This is a genomic window from Mesorhizobium sp. M9A.F.Ca.ET.002.03.1.2 (assembly GCF_003952365.1).
Lineage (GTDB): Bacteria > Pseudomonadota > Alphaproteobacteria > Rhizobiales > Rhizobiaceae > Mesorhizobium.
This window is the reverse complement of the sequence record NZ_CP034443.1, coordinates 4,682,436-4,704,654: the sequence shown is the minus strand read 5'-3', so window position 1 is coordinate 4,704,654 and position 22,219 is coordinate 4,682,436. Positions and strand designations below refer to the sequence as shown.

At 62.4% G+C, this 22,219-nt stretch carries 24 protein-coding genes; 10 read left to right on the top strand and 14 right to left on the bottom strand.

Annotation, left to right across the window (positions count from 1 at the left end; all coding sequences use genetic code 11):
* Positions 1 to 28: 28 nt before the first annotated feature.
* The 3 genes from EJ066_RS22655 to EJ066_RS22645 form a co-directional block, all read right to left on the bottom strand.
* Positions 29 to 1,600 carry a GMC family oxidoreductase gene (locus EJ066_RS22655; RefSeq protein WP_126041857.1) on the bottom strand — a complete coding sequence of 524 codons (1,572 nt, stop codon included), beginning with the start codon at positions 1,598 to 1,600 and terminating at the stop codon, positions 29 to 31.
* Positions 1,601 to 1,646: 46 nt separating this feature from the next.
* Entirely contained in the window at positions 1,647 to 2,192 is a 546-nt protein-coding gene (locus EJ066_RS22650; RefSeq protein ID WP_126041855.1) for a gluconate 2-dehydrogenase subunit 3 family protein, read from the bottom strand.
* An 80-nt stretch (positions 2,193 to 2,272) separates the two neighbouring features.
* Positions 2,273 to 2,668 carry a VOC family protein gene (locus tag EJ066_RS22645; RefSeq protein ID WP_126041852.1) on the bottom strand — a complete coding sequence of 132 codons (396 nt, stop codon included), beginning with the start codon at positions 2,666 to 2,668 and terminating at the stop codon, positions 2,273 to 2,275.
* Positions 2,669 to 2,929: 261 nt separating this feature from the next.
* On the opposite strand from EJ066_RS22645, the gene EJ066_RS22640 reads away from it, so the two are divergent.
* Positions 2,930 to 3,235, top strand: coding sequence for a ribbon-helix-helix domain-containing protein (locus tag EJ066_RS22640; RefSeq protein WP_126041850.1), 306 nt, complete (start codon positions 2,930 to 2,932; stop codon positions 3,233 to 3,235).
* Here the strand turns inward: EJ066_RS22640 and EJ066_RS22635 are convergent.
* The 3 genes from EJ066_RS22635 to EJ066_RS31500 form a co-directional block, all read right to left on the bottom strand.
* Complete coding sequence (locus tag EJ066_RS22635) at positions 3,232 to 3,942, bottom strand: DeoD-type purine-nucleoside phosphorylase (RefSeq protein WP_126044010.1); 711 nt, start codon at positions 3,940 to 3,942, stop codon at positions 3,232 to 3,234. The genes EJ066_RS22640 and EJ066_RS22635 overlap by 4 nt on opposite strands.
* An 84-nt stretch (positions 3,943 to 4,026) precedes the next feature.
* Positions 4,027 to 6,597 carry a PAS domain-containing sensor histidine kinase gene (locus tag EJ066_RS22630; RefSeq protein WP_126041848.1) on the bottom strand — a complete coding sequence of 857 codons (2,571 nt, stop codon included), beginning with the start codon at positions 6,595 to 6,597 and terminating at the stop codon, positions 4,027 to 4,029.
* Positions 6,598 to 6,736: 139 nt separating this feature from the next.
* Positions 6,737 to 6,880, bottom strand: coding sequence for a hypothetical protein (locus EJ066_RS31500; RefSeq protein WP_189644345.1), 144 nt, complete (start codon positions 6,878 to 6,880; stop codon positions 6,737 to 6,739).
* Positions 6,881 to 6,972: 92 nt separating this feature from the next.
* Here EJ066_RS31500 and EJ066_RS22625 point away from each other — a divergent pair, with 92 nt between their 5' ends.
* Positions 6,973 to 7,719 carry a flagellar biosynthetic protein FliO gene (locus EJ066_RS22625; RefSeq protein WP_189644344.1) on the top strand — a complete coding sequence of 249 codons (747 nt, stop codon included), beginning with the start codon at positions 6,973 to 6,975 and terminating at the stop codon, positions 7,717 to 7,719.
* Positions 7,720 to 7,815: 96 nt separating this feature from the next.
* On the opposite strand, the gene dksA is transcribed toward EJ066_RS22625, so the two are convergent.
* Positions 7,816 to 8,232 carry an RNA polymerase-binding protein DksA gene (gene dksA, locus EJ066_RS22620; protein ID WP_023717816.1) on the bottom strand — a complete coding sequence of 139 codons (417 nt, stop codon included), beginning with the start codon at positions 8,230 to 8,232 and terminating at the stop codon, positions 7,816 to 7,818.
* A 264-nt stretch (positions 8,233 to 8,496) separates the two neighbouring features.
* Here dksA and EJ066_RS22615 point away from each other — a divergent pair, with 264 nt between their 5' ends.
* The 4 genes from EJ066_RS22615 to EJ066_RS22600 all read left to right on the top strand — a co-directional run bounded on the left by EJ066_RS22615 (position 8,497) and on the right by EJ066_RS22600 (position 12,471).
* The gene (locus EJ066_RS22615) at positions 8,497 to 9,000 is read left to right on the top strand and encodes a histidine phosphatase family protein (protein WP_126041846.1); all 504 of its coding nucleotides are present in this window, start codon (positions 8,497 to 8,499) and stop codon (positions 8,998 to 9,000) included.
* Positions 9,001 to 9,164: 164 nt separating this feature from the next.
* Positions 9,165 to 10,643 carry a YcjX family protein gene (locus EJ066_RS22610; protein ID WP_126041844.1) on the top strand — a complete coding sequence of 493 codons (1,479 nt, stop codon included), beginning with the start codon at positions 9,165 to 9,167 and terminating at the stop codon, positions 10,641 to 10,643.
* Positions 10,640 to 11,728 (top strand): YcjF family protein, encoded by a 1,089-nt coding sequence (locus EJ066_RS22605; protein ID WP_126041842.1) that lies wholly within the window; start codon positions 10,640 to 10,642, stop codon positions 11,726 to 11,728. The genes EJ066_RS22610 and EJ066_RS22605 overlap by 4 nt, the downstream gene beginning before the upstream one ends.
* Before the next feature lie 188 nt (positions 11,729 to 11,916).
* Positions 11,917 to 12,471: a hypothetical protein gene (locus EJ066_RS22600; RefSeq protein ID WP_126041840.1), complete on the top strand. Its 555-nt coding sequence runs from the start codon at positions 11,917 to 11,919 to the stop codon at positions 12,469 to 12,471.
* A gap of 88 nt (positions 12,472 to 12,559) precedes the next feature.
* On the opposite strand, the gene EJ066_RS22595 is transcribed toward EJ066_RS22600, so the two are convergent.
* Entirely contained in the window at positions 12,560 to 12,826 is a 267-nt protein-coding gene (locus tag EJ066_RS22595) for a hypothetical protein (protein WP_126041838.1), read from the bottom strand.
* A 252-nt stretch (positions 12,827 to 13,078) separates the two neighbouring features.
* On the opposite strand from EJ066_RS22595, the gene EJ066_RS22590 reads away from it, so the two are divergent.
* A complete protein-coding gene (locus EJ066_RS22590) occupies positions 13,079 to 14,914 on the top strand; it encodes a monovalent cation:proton antiporter-2 (CPA2) family protein (RefSeq protein ID WP_126041835.1) in 1,836 nt (611 codons plus the stop codon).
* Positions 14,915 to 14,928: 14 nt separating this feature from the next.
* Entirely contained in the window at positions 14,929 to 15,474 is a 546-nt protein-coding gene (locus EJ066_RS22585) for a DUF924 family protein (RefSeq protein ID WP_126041833.1), read from the top strand.
* 196 nt (positions 15,475 to 15,670) lie between these two features.
* Here EJ066_RS22585 and folK read toward each other — a convergent pair whose 3' ends face one another.
* From folK to folP, 3 genes are all read right to left on the bottom strand, one after another.
* Positions 15,671 to 16,195 carry a 2-amino-4-hydroxy-6-hydroxymethyldihydropteridine diphosphokinase gene (gene folK, locus EJ066_RS22580; RefSeq protein ID WP_126041831.1) on the bottom strand — a complete coding sequence of 175 codons (525 nt, stop codon included), beginning with the start codon at positions 16,193 to 16,195 and terminating at the stop codon, positions 15,671 to 15,673.
* Positions 16,179 to 16,538, bottom strand: coding sequence for a dihydroneopterin aldolase (gene folB / locus EJ066_RS22575; RefSeq protein WP_126041829.1), 360 nt, complete (start codon positions 16,536 to 16,538; stop codon positions 16,179 to 16,181). The genes folK and folB overlap by 17 nt, the downstream gene beginning before the upstream one ends.
* Before the next feature lie 134 nt (positions 16,539 to 16,672).
* Positions 16,673 to 17,515, bottom strand: coding sequence for a dihydropteroate synthase (gene folP / locus EJ066_RS22570; protein ID WP_126041827.1), 843 nt, complete (start codon positions 17,513 to 17,515; stop codon positions 16,673 to 16,675).
* 84 nt (positions 17,516 to 17,599) lie between these two features.
* Here folP and EJ066_RS22565 point away from each other — a divergent pair, with 84 nt between their 5' ends.
* Positions 17,600 to 18,217 (top strand): DUF922 domain-containing protein, encoded by a 618-nt coding sequence (locus EJ066_RS22565; protein ID WP_189644343.1) that lies wholly within the window; start codon positions 17,600 to 17,602, stop codon positions 18,215 to 18,217.
* Positions 18,218 to 18,495: 278 nt separating this feature from the next.
* Positions 18,496 to 19,980, top strand: a complete 1,485-nt coding sequence (locus EJ066_RS22560) for an MDR family MFS transporter (RefSeq protein ID WP_126041823.1) — start codon at positions 18,496 to 18,498, stop codon at positions 19,978 to 19,980.
* A 9-nt stretch (positions 19,981 to 19,989) separates the two neighbouring features.
* Here EJ066_RS22560 and EJ066_RS22555 read toward each other — a convergent pair whose 3' ends face one another.
* From EJ066_RS22555 to EJ066_RS22545, 3 genes are all read right to left on the bottom strand, one after another.
* The gene (locus tag EJ066_RS22555) at positions 19,990 to 21,018 is read right to left on the bottom strand and encodes an NAD(P)/FAD-dependent oxidoreductase (RefSeq protein WP_126041821.1); all 1,029 of its coding nucleotides are present in this window, start codon (positions 21,016 to 21,018) and stop codon (positions 19,990 to 19,992) included.
* Between the two features lie 203 nt (positions 21,019 to 21,221).
* Entirely contained in the window at positions 21,222 to 21,542 is a 321-nt protein-coding gene (locus EJ066_RS22550) for a 2Fe-2S iron-sulfur cluster-binding protein (protein WP_126041819.1), read from the bottom strand.
* Between the two features lie 100 nt (positions 21,543 to 21,642).
* Positions 21,643 to 22,011 (bottom strand): Hpt domain-containing protein, encoded by a 369-nt coding sequence (locus EJ066_RS22545; protein WP_126041817.1) that lies wholly within the window; start codon positions 22,009 to 22,011, stop codon positions 21,643 to 21,645.
* Positions 22,012 to 22,219: the final 208 nt, after the last annotated feature.

Sequence of the window (22,219 nt, the reverse complement as noted above, 5' to 3'; positions counted from 1 at the left end):
CGCACCGCAGGCAGTCGGGAGGATATGGCTAAATGCTCTTCGCCGACATCTGTTCGGCGATATAGTCGGCCTGGCGGATCGCCAGCGACACGATCGTCAATGTCGGATTTTCGGCGCCCCCAGTGGTGAACTGGCTGCCGTCCGACACGAACAGGTTCTTGATGTCGTGCGTCTGGCCATGCTTGTTGACGACGCCGTCGGCCGCCTTTTCGCTCATCCGGTTGGTACCGAGATTGTGGGTCGATGGATAGGGCGGCGTCGGGAAGGTCCGCGTTGCGCCCACCGCTGCGTAAAGCGCCGAACCTCGGCTGTAGGCGTGGTCGCGCATCGCCGTGTCGTTGGCATGGTCGTCGAAATGCACGTCCGCCACCGGCATGCCGTGCTCGTCCTTCATATCGGCATGCAGCGTGATGCGATTTTCCTCGCGCGGCATGTCTTCTCCGACGATCCACATGCCGGCCATATGGTCGTAGTGATCCAGCGCCGTGGTAAAGGAACGTCCCCAACCGCCGGGATTGAGGAAGGCGGCCATGAACGGCAGGCCGAGCGAGAGCGTCTCGAGTTCGTAGCCGCCGACGAAGCCGCGCGAAGGATCGTTGCGTGCTTCGTCGCGGATGATCCCCGCCATGGTGGTGCCGCGATACATATGCACCGGCTTGTCGAAGACGCCGTAGACCGAGCCCGTGGTGTGGCGCATATAGTTCTTGCCCACCTGCCCCGACGAATTGGCGAGACCGTCGGGAAACTGGCTCGATGCCGAGTTGAGCAGCAGCCGCGGGCTCTCGATCGAGTTTCCGGCGACGGCAACGATGCGGGCCTTCTGTTCCTGCAGCTTGCCGTCCTTGTCGGCATAGACGACGCCGGTCACCTTGCCTGACGCATCGTGGTTGATCTTGATCGCCATGGCATTTGGCCTGACCTCGAGGTGGCCGGTCGCCTCGCCCTTGGGGATTTCGGTATACAGCGTCGACCATTTGGCGCCCCATTTGCAGCCTTGGAAGCAGAAGCCGGTCTGCTGGCAGGCATTGCGGTCGTCACGCGGCTCGGAATTGATCGCCATCCGGCCGGTGTGGCACTCCTTGTAGCCGAGCTTGTCGGCGCCGGCCTTCATCACCTTGAAGTTGTTGTTGCCGGGAAGTCCTGGGATGTTGTTGGTGAGCGTCACGCCCAGCTTGTCTTCGGCCTTTGCGTAGTAGGGCTCCAGGTCGGCAAGCGTGATCGGCCAATCGAGCAGGTTTGCGCCTTCCAGTTTTCCGTAGGTCGAAAGCGTTTTGAATTCGTGCTCCTGGAACCGCAGCGATGCGCCCGCCCAGTGCGTGGTCGAGCCGCCGACAGCCTTGACGATCCACGCCGGCAGGTTGGGGAAATCCTTCGCCACCCGCCAGTCGCCCGAGGTCGTGCGCTTGTCCGTCCAGGCGAGCTGGGCGAATGAATCCCACTCGTCGTTGATGAAATCCTCGTATTCGTGACGCCCGCCCGCCTCCAGGATGACGACATCGATGCCCTTCTGGGCAAGTTCGTTGCCGAGCGTGCCGCCGCCGGCGCCCGAGCCGATGATGACGACCACGCCATCGTTCTTGAGATCAAATGGTGCTGCCATGGTTTCCTCCCATGATGTTTATTGTACGCGGTTGGTATGACGGGGCTCAGAGCCACTCGATGTCGTCGAACCCACGCGCCATGTAGCCGCCCTTGGAGTAGGACTCGCCCTCGTAGCCGAAGATCGGCCAGACCTCTTTCTGGTTGTAGAGGCCGACGACAAGCCCGCCGCGGATTGCCTGGAAGAACGGCGTGTCCTCGATCTGTCTCAGCGCAGCAACGCGCTGCTCCTCCCAGCCGAGACCGGTGTAGCCGTCCTTGCCCGACTTCAAGTCGAGATCGGCGATGCCGTTTTCGATGAGGTCCTTATGGGCAGGGTCCTTGCCGGCCTGCTCGTCATGCGCCTTGACAGCGATTGCGTAATATTTGTCAGGCACTTGGTCGTGCGGGTAGATGTCACGCGCCATCTGGATCAAGGTTGCCATGGTTTCGGGCTTGAGCGCGGATGTTTCGAGACCCCAGGCATGTTCCGGGCTGATGACGGCACTGCCCGAAATGACCAGCAACGCGCCGACACCGCCGCGCTTCAGAAGCTCGCGCCGCGATAGCCCGGGCTTTCTCTCCCCGAGCTTTCTCTCATAGATGGTGACCATTTGTTCCTCCCTTGCTTGCTATATGCACCCGAAGGTGCCGTGGCTGGCGCCGCGCTGGCCGGCGCGGCCGTAATGTCCCCCTATTTGAACCGGCCCTGGCGCTGCAGAACCTCGATTTTGTAGCCGTCGGGATCCTCGATGAAGAAGAAGCGCGCGAGCAGCGCTCCGTCGCGGTTGAACTCGACGATCTTCTTCGGGTTCAGGCCAAGCGCACCAAGCCGGTCGTGTTCGCTGTCCAGATCGGCGACCGAAACCGCGAGGTGGCCGTAGCCGTCGCCGAGCGCATAAGGCTCCTGCCGGCCCTTGTTGACGGTGAGCTCGACTTCGAACTCCGCGTCGGCATTGCTCAAATAGACGAGTGTAAAGGTCTCGAAATCGAGCCGTTCAGCGACGTCCAGCCCAAAGGCTCTCCGGTAGAAGTCGACGGACCGGGCCTCGTCCAGAACCCGGATCATGGTGTGGATCGCCTTTGCCAAATGACACTCCGTTGCAGCAGCGCTTATGCGCGTCTGCGTGATTATGCGCGGGTCGCGGCAAAGGTGGTGGCAGCCGATTACCACGCGCAAATCCGACAATGGGACAGGAGACCGCCTAAGGACGAAAGTCCGATTGCTGTTTTCCGCTTTCCGGCCGAAGATAATTGGACACGATAGGCATTGCTCAAAGGCGCGAATCGCTGCTGTTTTGCGCCCAAAATCAACAAGAACGGCCAAGACCAATAAGAACGGGAGGTAACGATGTGCAGGGTTTTTGCCGGGCAGGATCCGGAGGGCTATCGACAGATCAACCGATCGATCCGCATCGACGGGCACTCGACCAGCATCCAGCTCGAGGCGACGTTCTGGGCCTTGCTCGACGAGATCGCCGACAGCCAGGGTTTGACGACGCCGAAATTCATCTCGAAGCTCTATGACGAGGCTATCGAGATCAATGGCCAGATTCCGAACTTCGCGTCGATGTTGCGCACGACCTGTGCGCTCTATCTGCGCGGCCATCGGCCGGGCATCGAAGAACACACGGCCCAGAAGCGGCAAGCAGCTTAACTTTCGCTCGCGACATCGAGCGCGAGCCGGGTCATGTCGGTGAAAAGCGCCTGGCGTTCGGAATAGTCGGTCTGCTCGCCGGTCACCACATTATCGACGACGGTCAGGATCGACAGCGCCCGGGCGCCGAAATGCGCCGCGATGCGATAGAGCGCGCTGGTCTCCATATCGACGGCGAGCGCGCCATGGGCCTGCGCATCGGCAAAGCGGGCACGTCCCTCAGGATGATAGAATATATCGCTGCAGGCCGTCAGCCCGGCCTGATGTTCGACGCCTAACTCGGCAGCCTTGGCCAACGCCCAGGCAAACAGCGCCGGATCCGGGCCGGCGTCGGCGCCATAGAGCCCGAAGACCTGGCCGCTCTGCGCACTTTCACCCCGCACCGACTGCGAAATCACCAGGCTGCGCAGTTTGGCCGCGGCAGTCAGGCCACCACAGGTACCCGTGCGGATCAATGTCCTGACGCCATGAAAGTCCAACAATTCATGCGCGTAGATCAGGAATGACGAGACGCCGATGCCGGTGGACTGGATGCTGACGGGCTTGCCACGAAACAGGCCGGTAAAACCGAGGGCCTCCCTGCGACGGTTGACGCAGCGCGGCGCCTCCAGAAAGGTTTCCGCCATCCATTCGGCGCGCTGCGGATCGCCCGGCAGCAGCACTGTTGCGGCGTAATCGCCCTTACCTGCCTCGTTGTGCGGCGTCACGGCATGCTCCCCAAACCTGCCGTCTGTTTCGCGCATGATCATGCCAGTCTCACGTCATTACGCAAGCGCGAGAATTAGCAAACCCTAAGATTCCAGCACATCCTTGACGATTGTGGCCAGTTGCTTGAGCGAAAACGGCTTCGGCAGGAACCCGAAATGCGCGTCTGCCGGCAGGTTTTTGGCGAACGCATCCTCCGCGTAGCCGGAAACGAAGACGAATTTGATGTCCGGCTGCCGCTTGCGCAATTCGCCAAGCAGCGTCGGCCCGTCCATTTCAGGCATCACCACGTCGGAAACGACGATGTCGACCTTGCCGCCGAGCGCTTCGAAGACTTCCAGCGCCTCGACGCCCGAGGACGCTTCGTGGACGGTGTAACCACGCGATGTCAGCGCCCGCATGCCACCCATGCGCACGGCATCCTCGTCCTCGACGAGCAGCACCGTCGCCGAGCCCGACAAATCCTTGGCCGTGTCGGCGATCTTTGCCGGAGCAGCCGGCGCCTCGCCGGGTTCACCTGCCAGTCTCGCCTCTGCAATGTATCGCGGCAGGAAGATGCGAAACACGGATCCCTTGCCGACTTCGGAATCGCAGAAGATGAAGCCGCCCGTCTGCTTGATGATGCCATAGACCATGGACAGGCCGAGGCCGGTGCCCTTGCCGACCTCCTTGGTGGTGAAGAAGGGTTCGAAAATCTTCTTGAGCACTTCGGGGGCGATGCCGCTGCCGGTGTCTTCGATTTCGACCACCACATAGTCGGCCGGCGCAAGTTCGCGGTAGGAAAGGCCCTTGCTCTCCTCCGCAGTCACATTCCGGGTGCGCACGGTGAGCTCGCCGCCAGTCGGCATCGCATCGCGCGCATTGACCGCCAGATTGACCACCACCTGCTCGAACTGCCCGATGTCGACCTTCACCGGCCACAGGTCGCGACCATGATCGACCTTCAGCTTGATGTCGTTGCCGACCAGGCGGGCCAGCAGCATCCGGAGATCGGCAAGCACGTCGGTCAGGTTGAGCACTTCCGGCCGCAGCGTCTGCTTGCGCGAGAAGGCCAGAAGCTGCCGCACCAGCGAGGCCGCTCGGTTGGCGTTCTGCTTGATGTTCATGATGTCCGGGAAGGACGGGTCGGACGGGCGATGGTTGGTCAACAAAAGGTCCGACGCCATGATGATGGCGGTCAGCACATTGTTGAAGTCGTGTGCGATGCCGCCGGCGAGCTGGCCGACCGCCTGCATCTTCTGGCTTTGCGCCATTTGGCCCTCGAGCGCCTTCTGCTCGGTGGTCTCGACGGCGTAGACAATAGCCGATTCTTCGGCGCCCTCGCCGGTGCCGTCGGCGACCGCGTTGACGTAGAAGCGCATGTGCCGTTCCTCGTTGCCGGGAAGCAGCGTATCGATTGGTTCGATGTCGGCCTGCCGCTGTCGCGCTTTCTCGAACGCCACGGCAAAGGCGGGCCGGTCGCGCTCATGGATCACCGTGTCCAACCTCACGCGCCGATCGACCGCGTCCCCGTCGACGACGGAGGAAAACAGCGACAGGAAAGGTGCGTTGGTGCGCAAGATGCGCCCGCTGCTGTCCACGGCTGCTATTGCCATCGGGGTGGAATTGAAGAAACGGGTGAAGCGGATCTCCGAGGCGCGAAGATCGGCGGAAGCGTCTTCGCCTTGCGTCCGGTTGAGCACGATGGTGCGCGTCGGACCGTTGATGCCCTCGCGGCTGGCCGAAACCCGATGCATGAAACGCACGGGCAGCGCCTCGCCCTTCACTGTCGTCAGATCGAGATCGATGACCGCATTGCGCGTGGTGCCGGGATCGGCCTTGACCGAGCGGACCAGCGCCATGCCGTCGCCGGCGACGATCTCCGGAAGGGTGACGGCGCCAGGCGTGAAGCTCGTCAGGTCGATGCCCAGCCACTCCGCAAGCGTGGCGTTGATGTAGGTGACGCGGCCTTCCTGGTCGGCTGAAAAGAAGCCGGCCGGTGCATGGTCGAGGTGATCGATGGCCTTTTGCAGATCGAGGAAGAACCGCTCCTGCTCGGCCCGTTCTTCCGAGACGTCGGCAAGTTGCCAGGCGAGCAAGGGCAGCCGCTGGCCTGGAACGCTGAAGGCGCGGGCGCGGGCGCGATACCAGCGCGCGCCCGGCTCGGCGCCGGGTCGAATGGATTGCGCAAGCCGAAACTCCCCGTCGCCGGGCTGGCCGTCGCGCAGGCCGGAGGCAAGCCGGTATATGGTCACCGAGGCCTCGGGAATATCGGACAGCAATCCTTCGACCGTCTTGAGGTCCGCGGCGGACGCCGCGCCCGTCATGTTGGCATAGGCCCGATTGGCGTAGACGACACGACCCTTCGTGTCGGTGACGAGAAGACCTTGCGACATTGAATCGACGAAGGCTTTCGACAGTTCGTCACTCGTCGAGCGCGGTGTGATCTGCACGAAGCCGATGGCGGTGGCGAACAGGAAGCCGACGCCGATCATCGCCAGCACGCCGAGCATTCCAAGCAGGAATGGATCGCCAAGACGTTCGCGGAAAAGGCCGAAGACGATCGCGGCGCCCGTCAGGACGACGATGAAGATGATGAGCCGGGTGACCGCACCCGGTCGCGTGCTCTGGTCGACGATCGGTACCGGATAGAAATCGCCGCGCGCTTCCTTGGCCATGTGCCCCCTGCTCGTGAATTCCGGTACTTGCCCCTGCCCGGTTGAATCATATTCTCAGGGTCCGGAAAAGGCCTTGGCGGCAAATGTCCGCTAAAAATGACGCCGTTCGGCGCCCGGTGTGGTGAATACGAAATTCGCATCACCCTTGGGTGCAGCGCGTAGCGAATTTCGGATTCATCACCACCAGCAACTTGGCCGAAAAATCCAGTGTGGTGGATTTGAGCTCCGGAACGCTGACGCCCTCAATTCGCTGGAACTTCAAATCCACCACACTGGTGTTCAAGCTTGTTCACGAAGCGCGAAAGGCAACTTGCGGTGGCCTGCCGCAACAGTCTAGTGTCGCGTCTTCTTCGAAAGCCGATTTTGGGGGCACCAATGCTGCAGTGGCTGGATAGCGTGGCGGGTCCTGGTTATGCCGCGGCAATCCTGTGGGCGTTAGTCGCGCTTGTCCTTCTGGTCGTTGTTCTCCTCATCATCAAGCTGATCCGCAGTCTGACCTTCGGGACATTCGTTGCCGGCGGCAGAAACCGCAAGACGCGACTGGCCGTCATGGACGCCACCGCTGTCGACAGTCACCGTCGGTTGGTGCTGGTGCGCCGTGACGATATCGAGCACCTGCTGCTGATCGGCGGCCCGACCGACGTCGTCGTCGAACGCGACATCAGGCTGTCGGCGCTGCGCCGTCCTGCGCTGACCGGAGATAGCGGCGGCCATCAGCCGGCGCCCCGGCCGCGAACACCTCAACCCGCCCCTGCGCCGGTGAGGCAAGCACCACCTCCGCAGCCGGCAAGCGCTGCCCCAACGCCTGTCCGGCCCCATCAGACGGCACCGGCGCCAGCGCCGAAGCCGGCAGCGCAAAGTCGCCAGTCGGCGACCATCACGCCGATGCCTACCTACGGATCGGCGAATGCCAATGCCGTTCGACACGTCCCATCGCCGACAAGCCAGGATTCCCCGGCAACGCAGGATTCCCTTGACGATACGCTGATGAAGGAGCTCGAGGTTTCGTTCGACGACCCGCAGGCCAGCAGGCCGGTGAGCCAGCCAGCGGCAAAAGCGCCACCGTCTCTCGATGACGAGATGACGAAGCTTCTCGGCGAGTTGTCCAGCCAGAAAAGATAATCGGCCGGCGAACCGTCAACAAAATCGAACAAAAAAATGGCCGCAACCGGCCATGACAAAATTCCTAGGCTGTATTTTGGACGCTTCGCGTGTGCTTCAGTCGTCGCGGTAGACCTTCTCGCGGCGCTCGTGGCGCTCCTGCGCCTCGATCGACAAGGTCGCGATCGGACGCGCATCGAGCCGCTTCAGCGCGATGGGCTCGCCGGTTTCCTCACAATAGCCGTAAGTGCCTTCGTCGAGGCGCTGGAGCGCGGAATCGATCTTTGAAATGAGTTTTCGCTGGCGATCGCGGGCGCGAAGTTCGATGGCGCGGTCGGTTTCCGAAGAGGCGCGATCGGCGAGATCGGGATGGTTAGCGTTTTCTTGCTGAAGGATTTCGAGAGTTTCGCGCGCTTCGCGCAGTATGTCGTTCTTCCAGGTGACGAGCTTTAAGCGAAAGTAGGATTTCTGCCGCTCGTTCATGAACGGCTCGTCTTCGGAGGGTACGTAATCGGCGGTAACGATGTCGTTCATTCGACTCACCCAAACAGCCCCAAATTTGGCGCCTATATATTCGCGGAGCGAATGCTGCACAAGCGTAATCGGTGACAGTTTCACGCAATTGTTAATGTCGGGCCGAAGGATACTGTCAACGTCTTTTGCATGAAGGGCACAACCGGATTCGTGTATGATTCGTTGAGCTTGAAGAGTGCCGGCCATTGTGCACAAGGCCTTTCTCATGGCTAATCCTGCGGCGCCTTTTGACGAGTTTCGGTGTTTGGCACAAGCGAGGGGCCGGTGAGCAAGCTTTATCTGCTGAGGCATGCGAAGGCCGGATGGGCCCTGCCGGGCGTACGCGATTTCGATCGTCCGCTCGACGCATCCGGTCTAGCCGACGCCGAAACGATCGGCGCGGCCATGCGGACCCGCAGCTACATTCCGGACCTCACCCTTTGCTCCAACGCAAAACGGGCGCGCCAAACGCTGGAAGGTCTGGCCGGCCACACCGATACAGGCCGGGTCCTGTTCCTGGATACGCTCTACAGCGAGGATGCTGCCAGCTATCTCAACCTCATCCGCGGCAATGGCGGGTCAGGCTCGCTGCTCGTCATCGGCCACAACCCGATGACAGAAGATCTCGCCATTGCGCTTTCGGGCCACGGCGACGAGACTGCCAGGGGGATGCTGAACTACGGCTTCCCGGCCTCCGGCCTTGCGGTCGTCCGGTTTCCCGGCAGTCTTGCCGATGCTGCGCAAGGCACCGGCTATCTCGAAGCCTTCCTGACGCCTGCCGATCTATGAAGTCGCCATCTAAAATCAAAAACCACACTAGAATCAATGGTTTGGTAGTGTGACGAATCCGAAATTCGCTCACTGTGCTGCTCCAAGGTACCGCGAATTTCGGATTCGCCACACTAGGCGGCAGCGTCTATATCGGAGCGTACCGAAGCCCCGAGAGAATTGATTTGGCATCGTCGCTGACCACTTTAACCGACGAGGCGAAGATTGCCCTGGATACGCTGTCGGGGCGCGCTACAGGGCTTTTCTCGCCATCGCTGCGGCTGGGTGTCACCGGCCTTTCCCGCGCAGGCAAGACGGTGTTCATATCGGCCTTCGTCCACAATCTGATCCATGGCGGGCGTTTGCCGCTGTTCGAGGCGCAGAAATCGGGACGCATCGCCCGCGCCTTCCTCGAAGAGCAGCCGGATGACGCCGTACCGCGATTCCAGTACGAGGATCACGTCGCGGCCTTGGTCGACGACCGCCTCTGGCCGGATTCGACACGTGCCATTTCCGAGCTGAGGCTCACCATCGAATATGAATCGGCCTCCGGCTGGAGCCGCATGTTTTCATCAGGCAGATTGTCGGTCGACATCGTCGACTATCCCGGCGAATGGCTGCTCGACCTGCCGCTGCTCGGCAAATCCTATGCCGATTTCTCTCGCGAAGCCTTCGAGATGGCCGTGCTGCCGGTGCGCGTCGACCTTTCGCAGGAATGGCGCGCGCTCTCCGCCGCGGTCGACCCGAATGCGGACGCCGACGAGATGGCGGCGCGCCGCCTCGCCGAGAGCTTCGCCGCCTATCTCAAGGCATGCAAGCTCGACGAGCGGGCACTTTCGACCTTGCCGCCCGGCCGTTTCCTCATGCCCGGCGATCTTGAGGGCTCACCAGCACTGACTTTCGCGCCCTTTCCAGGCCTGAGTGAACGGCGGGCGCGTTCCGGGTCGCTGCAAGCAATGATGGAGCGGCGCTACGAGGCCTACAAGACGCATGTCGTCAAGCCGTTCTTCCGCGAACACGTCACGCGCCTCGACCGTCAGATCGTGCTGATCGACGCTCTGCAGGCCCTGAACGCAGGCCCCGGCGCGATGGCCGATCTCGAACGTGCGGTGACCGAAATCCTCGCCTGTTTCCGCCCCGGCCGCGGCAACTTCCTGACTGACTTTTTTTCAAGGCGCATCGACCGCATACTGGTGGCGGCGACAAAGGCGGACCATCTGCACCACGAAAGCCACGACCGGCTGCAGGCGATCGTGCGGCGGCTTGCCGACCGTGCCATGGCGCGGGCGAATTTCACCGGCGCCGATGTTGATGTGGTCGCCCTGGCGGCCGTGCGCGCGACCCGGGAAGGCACGGTCAAGCAGGGCCGTGAGACACTGCCGGTCATCATCGGCACACCGTTGAAAGGCGAAAGGATCAACGGCGAAACATTCGATGGAAATACCGAAACGGCGATATTTCCCGGTGATTTACCGGAGAAAATTGATGCAGTGTTCGACGTTTCTGGCCCGGACCATCGCCAGAGCAATGAAGATCCGGCGATCCGCTTCGTGCGTTTTCGCCCGCCAAAACTCGAACGCACCGCTGAAGGCGTCACGCTGTCGCTACCGCATATCAGGCTCGACCGCGCCCTGCAGTTCCTGATCGGAGATCATCTGGCATGACCGCGCCCCGCAAGCCGGCAGCATTTCGCATCGAGCCGGAAGTCCCGCCAAAGGACCAGGCCGCCTTTCGCCAGCCCGACGCCCCGTCGGCGCGAAAGCCACGTGCGGTGAAGACGGATGTCTCGGTCGTCGTGCCCGCCGAGATCGACGTCTTCGACGAGCCCGACATCGTCGCCGCCGAACCGCCGCCGGCGACCGCGCCGCGGAAGCGTTCGATATCAGGCAGTCTGTTTTTCGGCGCATTGGGCGTTCTGGTTTCGCTGGCCGTCGGCCTTTGGACCGACCAGCTGATTCGCGATCTGTTCGCGCGCTCCGAATGGCTTGGCTGGCTGGCCGCCGCGATGGCCGTGATCGCGGTGCTGGCGCTTCTGGTCATCCTTGTCCGCGAGGTCCTGGCGATCGCCCGCCTCGCCGAGGTCGAGAAGCTGCAGAAACAGGCACTCGACGCCATCGCCCGCGACGACCCGAAGGCCGCACGGGCCGTGATCGACGAACTCTCCGCCTTTGTCGCGGCCAAGCCCGAGACCGCGGCCGGCAGACGCTCGCTGGCTGAATTGCGCGACGAGATCATCGACGGCGGCAATCTGGTGCGCCTGGCCGAGACCGAAATCCTCGGCCCCCTCGATGCGCGCGCCAAGGTGATGATCCTCGAAGCGGCAAAGCGTGTGTCGCTCGTGACAGCGGTCAGCCCTCGCGCTCTGGTCGACGTCGCCTATGTCGTGTTCGAAGCCGGCCGGCTGATTCGCCGCCTGTCGGAGCTTTATGGCGGCCGGCCGGGCACGCTGGGATTCTTCCGGCTGGCGCGCAGCGTTCTCGCCCATCTGGCGGTGACCGGCTCGATCGCCGTCGGCGACAGCTTCGTTCAGCAGATCGTCGGCCATGGCCTTGCCGCTCGGCTCTCGGCAAAGCTTGGCGAAGGCGTCGTCAACGGCATGATGACGGCGCGCATCGGCATCGCTGCGATGGAGACCGCAAGGCCCCTGCCCTTCAGCGCCGCGAGACGGCCCGGAATGGGCGATTTCCTGTCAGCGCTGACATCGTTCGCAACAAAGAAGCAGAAGGAAACATCCGCTTCCGATACATGACAATCGCCCTGGGGCGCGAGTGCTGGGGCACGCAAAGGACGCTGCAGCACGCCGATTTTACGCACGATCCTCAGCGCAAATCGATTCCGATTTCCGGGTCACGCGCCAGGCGGTGACGAAGCATTAACCAATCTTGTTCATGGTTCGGACGTGCTCAAAACCAGTCTCTTTGTTGCCGGGTGTCGTCGATGAAAAGCGTGATCTTGTCTAGCGTCCTGCCCATGGCGGTCGTGGTTTCAACAACTGTCGGCCTGGTCGAAAAGACCTTTGCAGCGGAACGGGACAAGAGGTTCTTTCAATCGGTGGAAGGCAAATGGGTCGGCCCGGGGGAAATCGTCGCCGGCAAATACAAGGGCACGAAATTCACCTGCAATTTCACCGGTTCGACGCCTGAAGGCAAGATCGGCATGTCGCTCGACGGCGGTTGCCGGGTCGGGATGTTCACCCAGCAGATGTCGGCGACGATCCAGCACAAGGGCCGCGAGGGCTACAGGGGCAGCTTCATGGGCGGCGCCGCCGGTTCCGGTCTCGACATCGTCGGCGGCAACGTGGTCGATGCCAACAAGGTCGTCTTCACCATCAACCGCAACCAGTTGCGCGGCGTCATGCAGGCTCTTGTCCCCAACGACAATTCGATGACGGTGACTGTTGCGGTGCGCGTCGACCAGCAATTGGTGCCGGTCATCGGCATGAAGCTGAAGCGGGTCGATACGCTCCAAGTCGGCTCCATCGCGCCGAACTGAGCGACCATTGTGCGCGTCCAAATGGACGTGCGGAGCTCAAAAAAGCGGCAACCACGGCCGCCGCTTTTTGCAAACCTCAAGTCGGTGGTCAGCTCTTGATGGCGGCAGTCAGCTCGTCATAGGCCTTGCAGGCCTCGTCGGCCGTCGTGGTGCCCTGATATTTGGTTGTGACCGCCTGGACCTTGGTGGTGAGATCGGCTGCCTTGGCCGGATCCTTTGCAATCACCTCCTGAAGGGCTGCAGTCATGTCCTGAGCCTTCTTGGCCAGCATTTCGGCCGTGCATTCCGGCGCCTTCGAACAGGCCGAACCGGCAAGTGCCGCGATGCCAACGGCAACAAGCAAAAACGCCTTCATGTCAGTTGTCTCCCTCAAAAAAAGACGGCCGACTTGATCGTCGCCCGCCCTTCGATGGCCAAAGCCGCGCGTCCTTAGCGCCTGATTGCAGCAACACGCAACGCGGCGGGTCCACAAAGTTGTGGAGCGCGCCCGCAACACTGCTGCACCGGTTTCCGGATTCGGACTGTTCGATCTCCGCCGAAGCCCCTATCTTGGCCGCTTGATGCCGCAGCACGTGCAGCGGTCGCTAAAAAGAACGGAACGGCAGGCATGGCGGCAGAGGCAGCGGGCAGCGATCTTATCCACGTGGTGGCGCTGCTCGCCGCAGGTGTTGTCGCCGTGCCGATCTTCAAGCGCATGGGGCTCGGCTCCATCCTCGGCTATCTGGCGGCCGGCGTTGTGATCGGCCCGTTCGGCATCGGCATCTTCTCCGAATCGGAAGCCATTCTTCATGTCGCCGAGCTCGGCGTCGTCATGTTCCTGTTCATCATCGGGCTGGAGATGCAGCCGTCACGGCTATGGGGCCTCAGGCGAGAGATCTTTGGCCTTGGGGCATTGCAGGTCGGCGTGTGTGCGCTGTTGCTGACCGGCGTCGGACTGGCGGGCGGTTTTCCGATCTCGCAATCCTTCGTCGCCGGCGCCGGCTTCGTGCTGACCTCGACGGCGATCGTCATGCAGCTTCTGGAGGAACGCGGCGAGATCGCGGCGCCCAAAGGCCAGCGCATCGTCTCCATCCTGCTGCTCGAGGATCTGGCAATCGTGCCGCTGCTGGCCCTCATCGCCTTCCTGGCGCCGGGCGGTGGCGACATGAGCCTGTCGGACCGGCTGACGGAAGTGGGCATCGGCCTTGCCGCCATCGTCGGGCTGGTGCTGGCCGGGCGTTATCTGCTCAATCCGTTCTTCCGCATCCTGGCGGATGCCCGCGCCCGCGAGGTAATGACCGCGGCCGCCCTTCTGGTCGTTCTGGGATCGGCGCTTGCCATGCAGCTCAGCGGCCTGTCGATGGCGATGGGCGCTTTCCTGGCCGGCGTGCTGTTGTCGGAATCCACCTTCCGCCATCAGCTGGAGGCCGACGTCGAACCGTTCCGCGGTGTCCTGCTCGGGCTGTTCTTCCTCGCGGTCGGCATGTCGCTCGACCTGCGCGTGGTCGTCGAGAACTGGCGGCTCGTCGCCGTCTACGTCGTCGCCTACATGGCGATAAAGGCGTTCGGCATCTATCTCGTCGCCCGCATCCTCAAGACCGGCCATCGCGAAGCGCTTGAGCGCGCCGTCTTCATGGCGCAAGGCGGCGAATTCGCCTTCGTTCTCTATTCCGCGGCAGCGGCGGTCGGCATCATCGACAGCCAGGCCAATGCGACACTGACGGCGATCGTCATAATCTCCATGGTGCTGACGCCGCTGGCCATCGTAGCGCTGCGATATCTCACCCCGCGCGACGAGCAGTCGCTCGAAGGCGTCGACGTCGCCGATGGCCTTTCCGGCAGCGTGCTGATCATCGGTTTCGGCCGGTTCGGCCAGATCGCCAGCCAGCCTCTGCTGTTGCGCGGGATCGATGTCTCGATCATCGACAATGACGTCGAAATGATCCAGGCGGCCGCCGATTTCGGCTTCAAGGTCTACTATGGCGACGGCACGCGGCTGGACATTCTCCATGCCGCAGGTGCCGGCCGCGCGCGCGCCGTGCTCATATGCGTCGACAAGGCCGATGTCGCCATCCGCATTGCCGAACTCATCAAGGGGGAGTTTCCCTTGCTCACGGTGCTGGCAAGAGCCTTCGATCGCGGCACCGCGCTGCAATTGATTCGTGCGGGCGTCGATTTCCAGCTCCGGGAAACCTTCGAATCAGCCCTCGTTTTCGGCGGTTCCACCCTCGAAGCCCTGGGCATCGACCCGGAAGAGGTCGCCGAAGTGATCGAGGACGTCCGGCGCCGCGACTCCGCCCGCTTCGAAATGCAGCTCGCTGAAGGCATTCGCGCCGGACAACGCTTCCTGAAGGGCAACATCGGCACGCCCATCCCGACACCGCTCACCCCGCCACGCCGCACCGGCCAGGCGCTCAACGAAGAGACCGCCGGCGTGCTGCATAAATCCGAGTCTGCGGACTGATCGAGGAACCATTGATGGACATGGATAGCCGAGCCGTTCCAGTCGCCAAATTCTGGCGTGACGCCGGGAAGGATGCATGGTTCGAGAAGAATGACGCCTTCGACGCGGAGTTCCGCAATCGGTTTTTGGACCTGCATTACGCCGCCGCGCGGCGGGAATGTGACGACTGGTCGGAACATGCCGAAGGCTCACTGGCGCTGATGATCCTGCTCGACCAATTCCCGCGAAACTGCTTTCGCGGCACCGGCCATATGTACGCTACCGACCCGCTGGCACGGCATTTCGCCGAAAAGGCGATCGCCGCCGGCCAGGACATGGCGCTCGACGAAGACCTGCGCGCTTTTCTCTATTTGCCGTATGAGCATTCCGAGCATCTCGCTGATCAGCTCACATCGATGGACCTCTTCACCGCCAGGGCCCAATCCTATCTGAAATATGCGGCCGAGCATCTGGAGATCATCCAGCGCTTCGGCCGCTTTCCGCATCGAAACAGGATGCTTGGCCGCGAGACGACACCGGAGGAACAGGCGTTCCTCGACGGCGGCGGATTTTCCGGCTGAGCTTTTTGCAGCCAAGTGGAATCACCTGGCGTCGCAGAAATGCGGCTAAAACAAACAGATAGAGCGGGATGCTCAGTTCAATTTGAACGCATCCGGCTCTAAAGCGCGTCGCTGAAACGGATTCATGCGACGCGCTTTAGGTTTTTGTTTCTATGCATGTCGTTGTCCCAAAACCGAAGTCACTGGGCGACATGCATTAGACCAGCCACCAATCCCGGCCGGACGACAATTGCTCGATGCCGGCGCTGTCGAGAGCGGCAAGCCGCTCCGGCACGCTTCTGCCGCCTACGGTGAGGCGGGGCGCGATCTCGGCCAGCGGCGCCAGAACAAAGGCGCGCTCCAGCATGCGCGGATGCGGCACTTCCAGCCCGGTTTCGTGGATGATCCGATCGCCGAACACCAGAATATCGATGTCTATCAGGCGTGGGCCCCAGCGTTCCTCGCGCACCCGCTTCAGTCTGCGTTCGACGTCAAGACAAAGATCGAGCAATGCATGTGGTGCGAGCGAAGTCGAAATTTCGGCAGCCGCATTGAGAAAATGCGGCTGGTCGAGCTTGCCCCAGGGTGGCGTGCGGTAAAGCGAAGAGACGACGACGACGCGCGCGTTCTCGTCGGCGTCCAGCATGCGCAGCGCAGCAGCCATCGACTTTGCCGGGTCGCCGAGATTGCCGCCAAGGCTGAGGTAGACAGTGTTATCGTTATTATTATTCTGGCCAGACAACGGTCACCTCGACATGATCGAGTACGCCGGGCACCGGCGCGTTCGGCTTGCGCACAGTGATCTCGGCTCTTTTGATCTGGGGAAACCGGGCCGTCAACGCCCGAGCCACTTCCAGCGCCAGCGCTTCTATCAGAAACCGCCTCTCCCCGGTTATGATCTTTTCGATCACCCCGAAGGCGACACCATAGTGGACGGTATCCTCGATGGAATCATCGACCAGCGCGCGGCCGGGTTCGACGGTGAGCGTAGCGTCGACATAGAAGCGCTGGCCGAGCGTCTCCTCCTCATCCAGAACGCCGTGCCGGGCGAAGAAAGCGCAGTTCTTCATGCGGATGACATACATCGCTCAGCGTCCTGCTCGATTAGAGCGAGGTGCGTCCACCTGGACGTACAACTATGCTCTAACGTTTTAGATCCACGCATCGCGCTTTCCGAACCGGAGGTCAGCGCAGCAAGAAATCGATTCCGACTTCGAGCCTATGCGGCGGTTTCACGCGCCAGCATAGCATCCGCAAGCGCCAGCGCATCCGCATTGATTGCGACATCGTGGACGCGAAAAAGCTGCGCGCCTTTGAGCCTCAGGATGACGCTCGTCGCCGCTGTTCCAGCACCCCTGGCCGAGGCGTCGCGGCCGGTGACGGCGCCGATGAAGCGCTTTCGCGATGTGCCCGCCATCAGCGGACAGCCCAAGGCACCAAGTTCGGAAAACCGTGCCATCAGGTCGAGGTTCTCCTCGGCTGTCTCCTTGGCGAAGCCAAAGCCCGGATCGAGCACGATCTGGTCATCGGCAACGCCGCTCCGGCGGGCGATTTCCAGTGACTTCCTCAAGAAGAAAAACTGATCCTCGATCACGTCGGGCAGTTTTTGCCTGTCACGCCCGGTGTGCATGATGACGAGCCCGGCGCCGGTTTCGGCCGCGACGCGTGCAATGCCTGGTTCGCGCTGCAGGCCCCAGACATCGTTGACGATATGCGCGCCGGCGGCGACGGCAAGCCGGGCGGTGTCCTCGCGATAGGTGTCGACCGAAATCAGCGTCTCGCCAAGCCTGGCGAGCGCCTCGACGACGGGCAGCACGCGGGCCTGCTCTTCCTCAATGGTTACCGCAGACGCACCGGGGCGTGTCGATTCTCCGCCGACATCGATGACGGAGGCCCCTTCTTCCACCATCCGGCGCGCCTGGGCCACCGCCTGTTCGGGTGCTGCAAACTGCCCACCGTCGGAGAAACTGTCCGGCGTGACATTGAGGATACCCACGATCACGGCCTTGCCGCCAAGGTCGAGATGACGCCCATGCGCCAGCTGCCATTGCCCTGTCGTCATTGTCGATCAACCATGTATGATCCGCCACGGATCAATTCCGTTGCGTCGGCAACGGCCGTAAAGCAAGGTGGGCGAAGAGGCAACATGACGAAACGACCCTTGCGCTACGCTCTGATGCTCGCATTTGCCGCCTTGCCGGCGGACGCGGCGTCACTGGTTAAGACATATAGCTACTTCAGCATCGGCGGCAGGACGCTCGATGATATCGGAACCCAGCTTACGAAACGTGGACCCCAGGTGAAAAGCACCGGGATGCGGCATCCAGGCGCCACCCAGATGGCGTTCACCACCCGCGTCAGCTATGCGCAAAAATCGAATTCCTGCGGGATTGCCGACGCCAACGTCATCGTCAAGGTCAAGGTCATCCTTCCCGAGTGGCGCCGCCCGCGCAAGGCCGACGTCGGCGTAAGGCTGTTTTGGGACACATTGTCCGCCGACATCAAGCGACATGAGGACCGCCATGTCGAGATCGCCAAGAACCATGCCCGCGAACTCGAGGATGCGCTGAAGGCGACTTACCCGCAGAAGACCTGCGACATGGCCAAGGCCAGGGCCGCGGAGATCACCGCCGCTATTCTTGCCAAGCACGACCGGGCCCAGGTGCAATTCGATCGCGTCGAAACCATCAATTTCGAAAGCCGCATCCTGCGGCTGCTGCGCTATCGCATGGAGCGCATCGAGAACGGCCGGCTGCCAGGTTGACCTGGACCGGATAGTAACGATTTAGGCACTGGCTAGGCCTGCGCCTCGACACGTCCGGGATCGCCTGCTATTGCCACGCCGCTGTTATACGAAACGCATGCCGGTCGGTAGTCCGGCGATCCCGCCTGGCGGGATTCGAAGCCCCGCTGCCCCAACGAGGTCCACAGCCCAATTCAGAGGGTCCGATTTCCGGCCTGTCGCCGTCACCGGCGCTTAGACGGACGGCCTCGGCTCTTCCTCTGGAGACAGTGTCGCCAGCGGGCGGACGGAGTGGATCGATGGATAAAGTAGTCAGCGAAGCGGCCACGGCGCCGGTAGAAGCGTCGCCGCTGACGGAACGCGAAAAGAACGCCATCATCGGCGGCGTGCTGTTGTCGATGCTGCTGGCGGCGCTCGACCAGACCATCGTCGCGCCGGCAATGCCGACCATCGCGCGTTTGCTTGGGCATCCCGAATATCTGCCGTGGATCGTGACCGGCTACCTCTTGACCGCGACCGCCACGGCGCCGCTCTACGGCAAGATCTCCGACGTCTACGGCCGCCGGCCGACCGTCTATGCGGCAATCCTCATCTTTCTCGCCGGATCGCTTGTCAGCGCCATGGCTCCCAACATGCTCGTCCTGGTCGTTGGACGGGCTATCCAGGGTGCCGGCGGCGGCGGCTTGTTCGCCCTGACGCAAACCGTGATCGGCGACCTCGTTCCACCGCGCGAACGGGCACGTTACGCCGCCTGGATCGCGGGCACTTGGGCGGTTGCCAGCGTCGCCGGACCGCTGCTCGGCGGCTCTTTCGCCGAACATCTGCACTGGTCGCTGATCTTCTGGATCAACATCCCGCTCGGCCTTCTGGCGATGGCGATCATCAACAAGCCGCTCAAGAAACTGCCGGTCGCCGCAAGGCATCACAGTATCGACGGCCTCGGCGCGCTGCTTCTCGTGGTGGCCACCGCGCTATTGCTTCTTGCACTGAATTGGGGCGGCAGCGCCTATCCATGGACGTCGCGCGAAATCCTCGGGCTACTCGCCTGCTCGGCTGTCTTCAGCGGCGCCTTTGCGCTCCGGCTCATGCGCGCGGCCGAACCGCTGATCTCGCTCGAAGTGCTCGGCAATCCGATCGTGCTTGCCGGCACCCTGTCGATGTTCCTGCTGCAGGCCGCCAATGTCGGCCTGGCGGTCTACCTGCCCGTCTACCTGCAGTCGGTCCTTGGTCTCTCGGCCAGCAATTCGGGCATCGCGATGCTCGGGCTGTTGCTCGGCACCGTCGCCGGCGCGACATTCAGCGGCCGCATGATACCGCGCTTCATTCATTACAAGCGGATCGCGCTGGTAGGAACGATCTTCGCCATAGCCTGCCTCGGGCTGCTCGGCCTTGTCGCCGGACATGCCTCGCTGGCGGTTGTCGAGGTTCTGACGACCTGCATAGGGCTGGGCGCCGGGACGACGTTCCCGGTCGTCACCATCGCGGTCCAGAACGCCGTCGACCGCCCGCATCTTGGTGTCGCGACCGGCGTGCTGGCTTTCCTTCGCTCGCTGGGCAGCGCGCTTGGCGTCGCCATGCTCGGCGCGGTCGCCCTCGGCTATGGCCTCCCTTTGGCCAGCGAAGGCGCGCAGGCGGCCGGCCCTGTCGCGTCGGCCACACCGTTCGTGATGATCTTTCTTGCCGCCGCGGCGACGCTGCTCGTATCGCTTGTCACGCTCGGGCTGATGCCGGAGAAGCCGCTGCGCGGCCATGCCGAGACCGAGGCGCCTATTCGCGTGGAGTAAGGACAAACCTCAGCCGGCGACGCCGAGCTTCTTCTGCAGGCTGGTCGACGAGGTCGTGTACTGGAACACGATGCGCTCGCCGGGGCTGATGATGCGCTTGGCCGCCTGCGCCATCAGCGCGACCTCATGGAATCCCGACAGGATCAGCTTCAGCTTGCCGGGGTACCAGTTGATGTCGCCGACGGCGAAGATGCCCGGCACCGACGTCTGGAATTTCTCGGTGTCGACCGGGATCATGTTCTCATGAAGATTGAGCCCCCATTCGGCGATCGGCCCGAGCTTCATGGTCAGGCCGAAGAACGGCAGCATGCGCGTGCACGGCAGCTCGATATCGCCGCCGGGGCCCTTGATGGTCGCCGAGGATAGCTGACCGTCGACGCCGGTCAGTCCCGTCACCTGGCCGACCTGGAAATCCAGCTCCTTCATCTCCTGCATGGCGTACATCTTGTTGACGCTGTCGGGCGCCGCGCGGAATTCCGGACGCCTGTGGACCAGCGTCACGGCCTTGGCCACCGGCTGCAGGTTCAGCGTCCAGTCGAGCGCCGAATCGCCGCCGCCGACGATGATGAGGTCGTGGCCGCGGAATTCCTCCATGCGGCGAACCGAGTAGAAGACGCTCTTGCCCTCATAAAGCTCGATGCCCGGGATCGGCGGCCGCTTCGGCTGGAACGAGCCGCCGCCGGCGGCGATCACCACAACCTTGGCTTCGAACACCTCGTTCTCGTCGGTGATGACGCGAAAGCTGCCGTCCTCGAGCTTTTCGAGGCTTGAGACCATGCGGTTGAAGGTGAAGTCGGGCTTGAACGGCGCAATCTGCTCGAGCAGCTTGTCGACCAGGCCCTGCGCCGAGATCGATGGCCAGCCCGGAATGTCGTAGATCGGCTTTTCCGGATAGAGTTCGGCGCATTGCCCGCCGGGCCGGTCGAGTATGTCGATCAGATGGCACTTCATGTCGAAGAGGCCGAGCTCGAATACGGCGAACAAGCCGACAGGCCCTGCCCCGACAATGAGTACGTCCGTCCTGGTGATATCGGTCATGAATGCGCCTTCGGTGCGCATGACCGCGAAGATCGGAATCGATTTTCGCTGGGGACCATGCGCCGGATCACTGTGCTACAGCTCCCTTTCGCGCCCAAGAGGACACAAGGACGCTGTAACGGCGCGACACTGCATGACCATTGGCCGGCTGCCAAGCCGGGGTCGCAAAAATCGGCTATAACCGGGGCTTCAGCCTTCACGCTTCAGCCTTGGCGGGCTGGCACGCGTACAACCAGGCCGTCGAGAGCATCACGCACTTTGATCTGACAGGAGAGCCGCGAGTTCGGCTGGACGTCGTAGGCGAAGTCCAGCATGTCCTCCTCCATTGCTTCCGGCTCGCCGACCTCCGCCGTCCATGCCTCGTCGACATAGACATGGCAGGTCGCGCAGGCGCAGGCGCCACCGCATTCGGCCTCGATCCCCGGCACGGCGTTGCGGATCGCGTTCTCCATGACGGTCGAGCCGTTTTCGGCGTCGACGCCAAAATGTGTGCCGTCATGGGCGATGAATGTCAGCTTGGTCATTTGTCACCTGAAGGGAGTCCCAGCCGAGATAATCACTCCGGCAGACAAGTCAACTGCGGCGCGAAAGCGGCGCTCTATGCCGTTTTTTTCGGAAATGGGTTTAACGGCTGATGGCGGCGACGAAATCGCGGACTTCTTCGATCAGGGAGCCAAGCCGCTTGAGCGTATTGGTATCTTCAGGCTGAAGTTCGATCGCGCTGGCGCAATCGGCAATGGCGAAGGCGCCGACGCCGCGCGCCGAGCCTTTCAGCCCGTGCGCCAGAAGCAGTCGTTGCCTCACATCGGCGTCGAGGATCTTGTCGCGAACGGACAGCGCCTGCTGCACGAACAGCGCCAGCACCTCCTGCTCGAGGCTACGGTCGCCCATCGTCTGGCGCGCGAGATGCGCCAGATCCACAGGCCGCGACCCGGCCGTTCCCGACACGTCGCCGCCAGGCATCGAGAAGGCAATGCCGTTTTCGCCACGCATGAATCTGCAACTCCGTTCTTCCAGCCGAAAAAATAGGCGCATCCTGTGGACAACGGGTTAATGATTGGCCCGGAAAAATGTTGCGATAACGGCGCCGGAATCACAGTTTCGTTAACCCTATATTTAAAGTTTTACGTATCGCGCCGAATGCATGTTTTCTTTACCCCGGTGTGTCATTACGATACGACAGGTCCATTTTCAGCCTCTT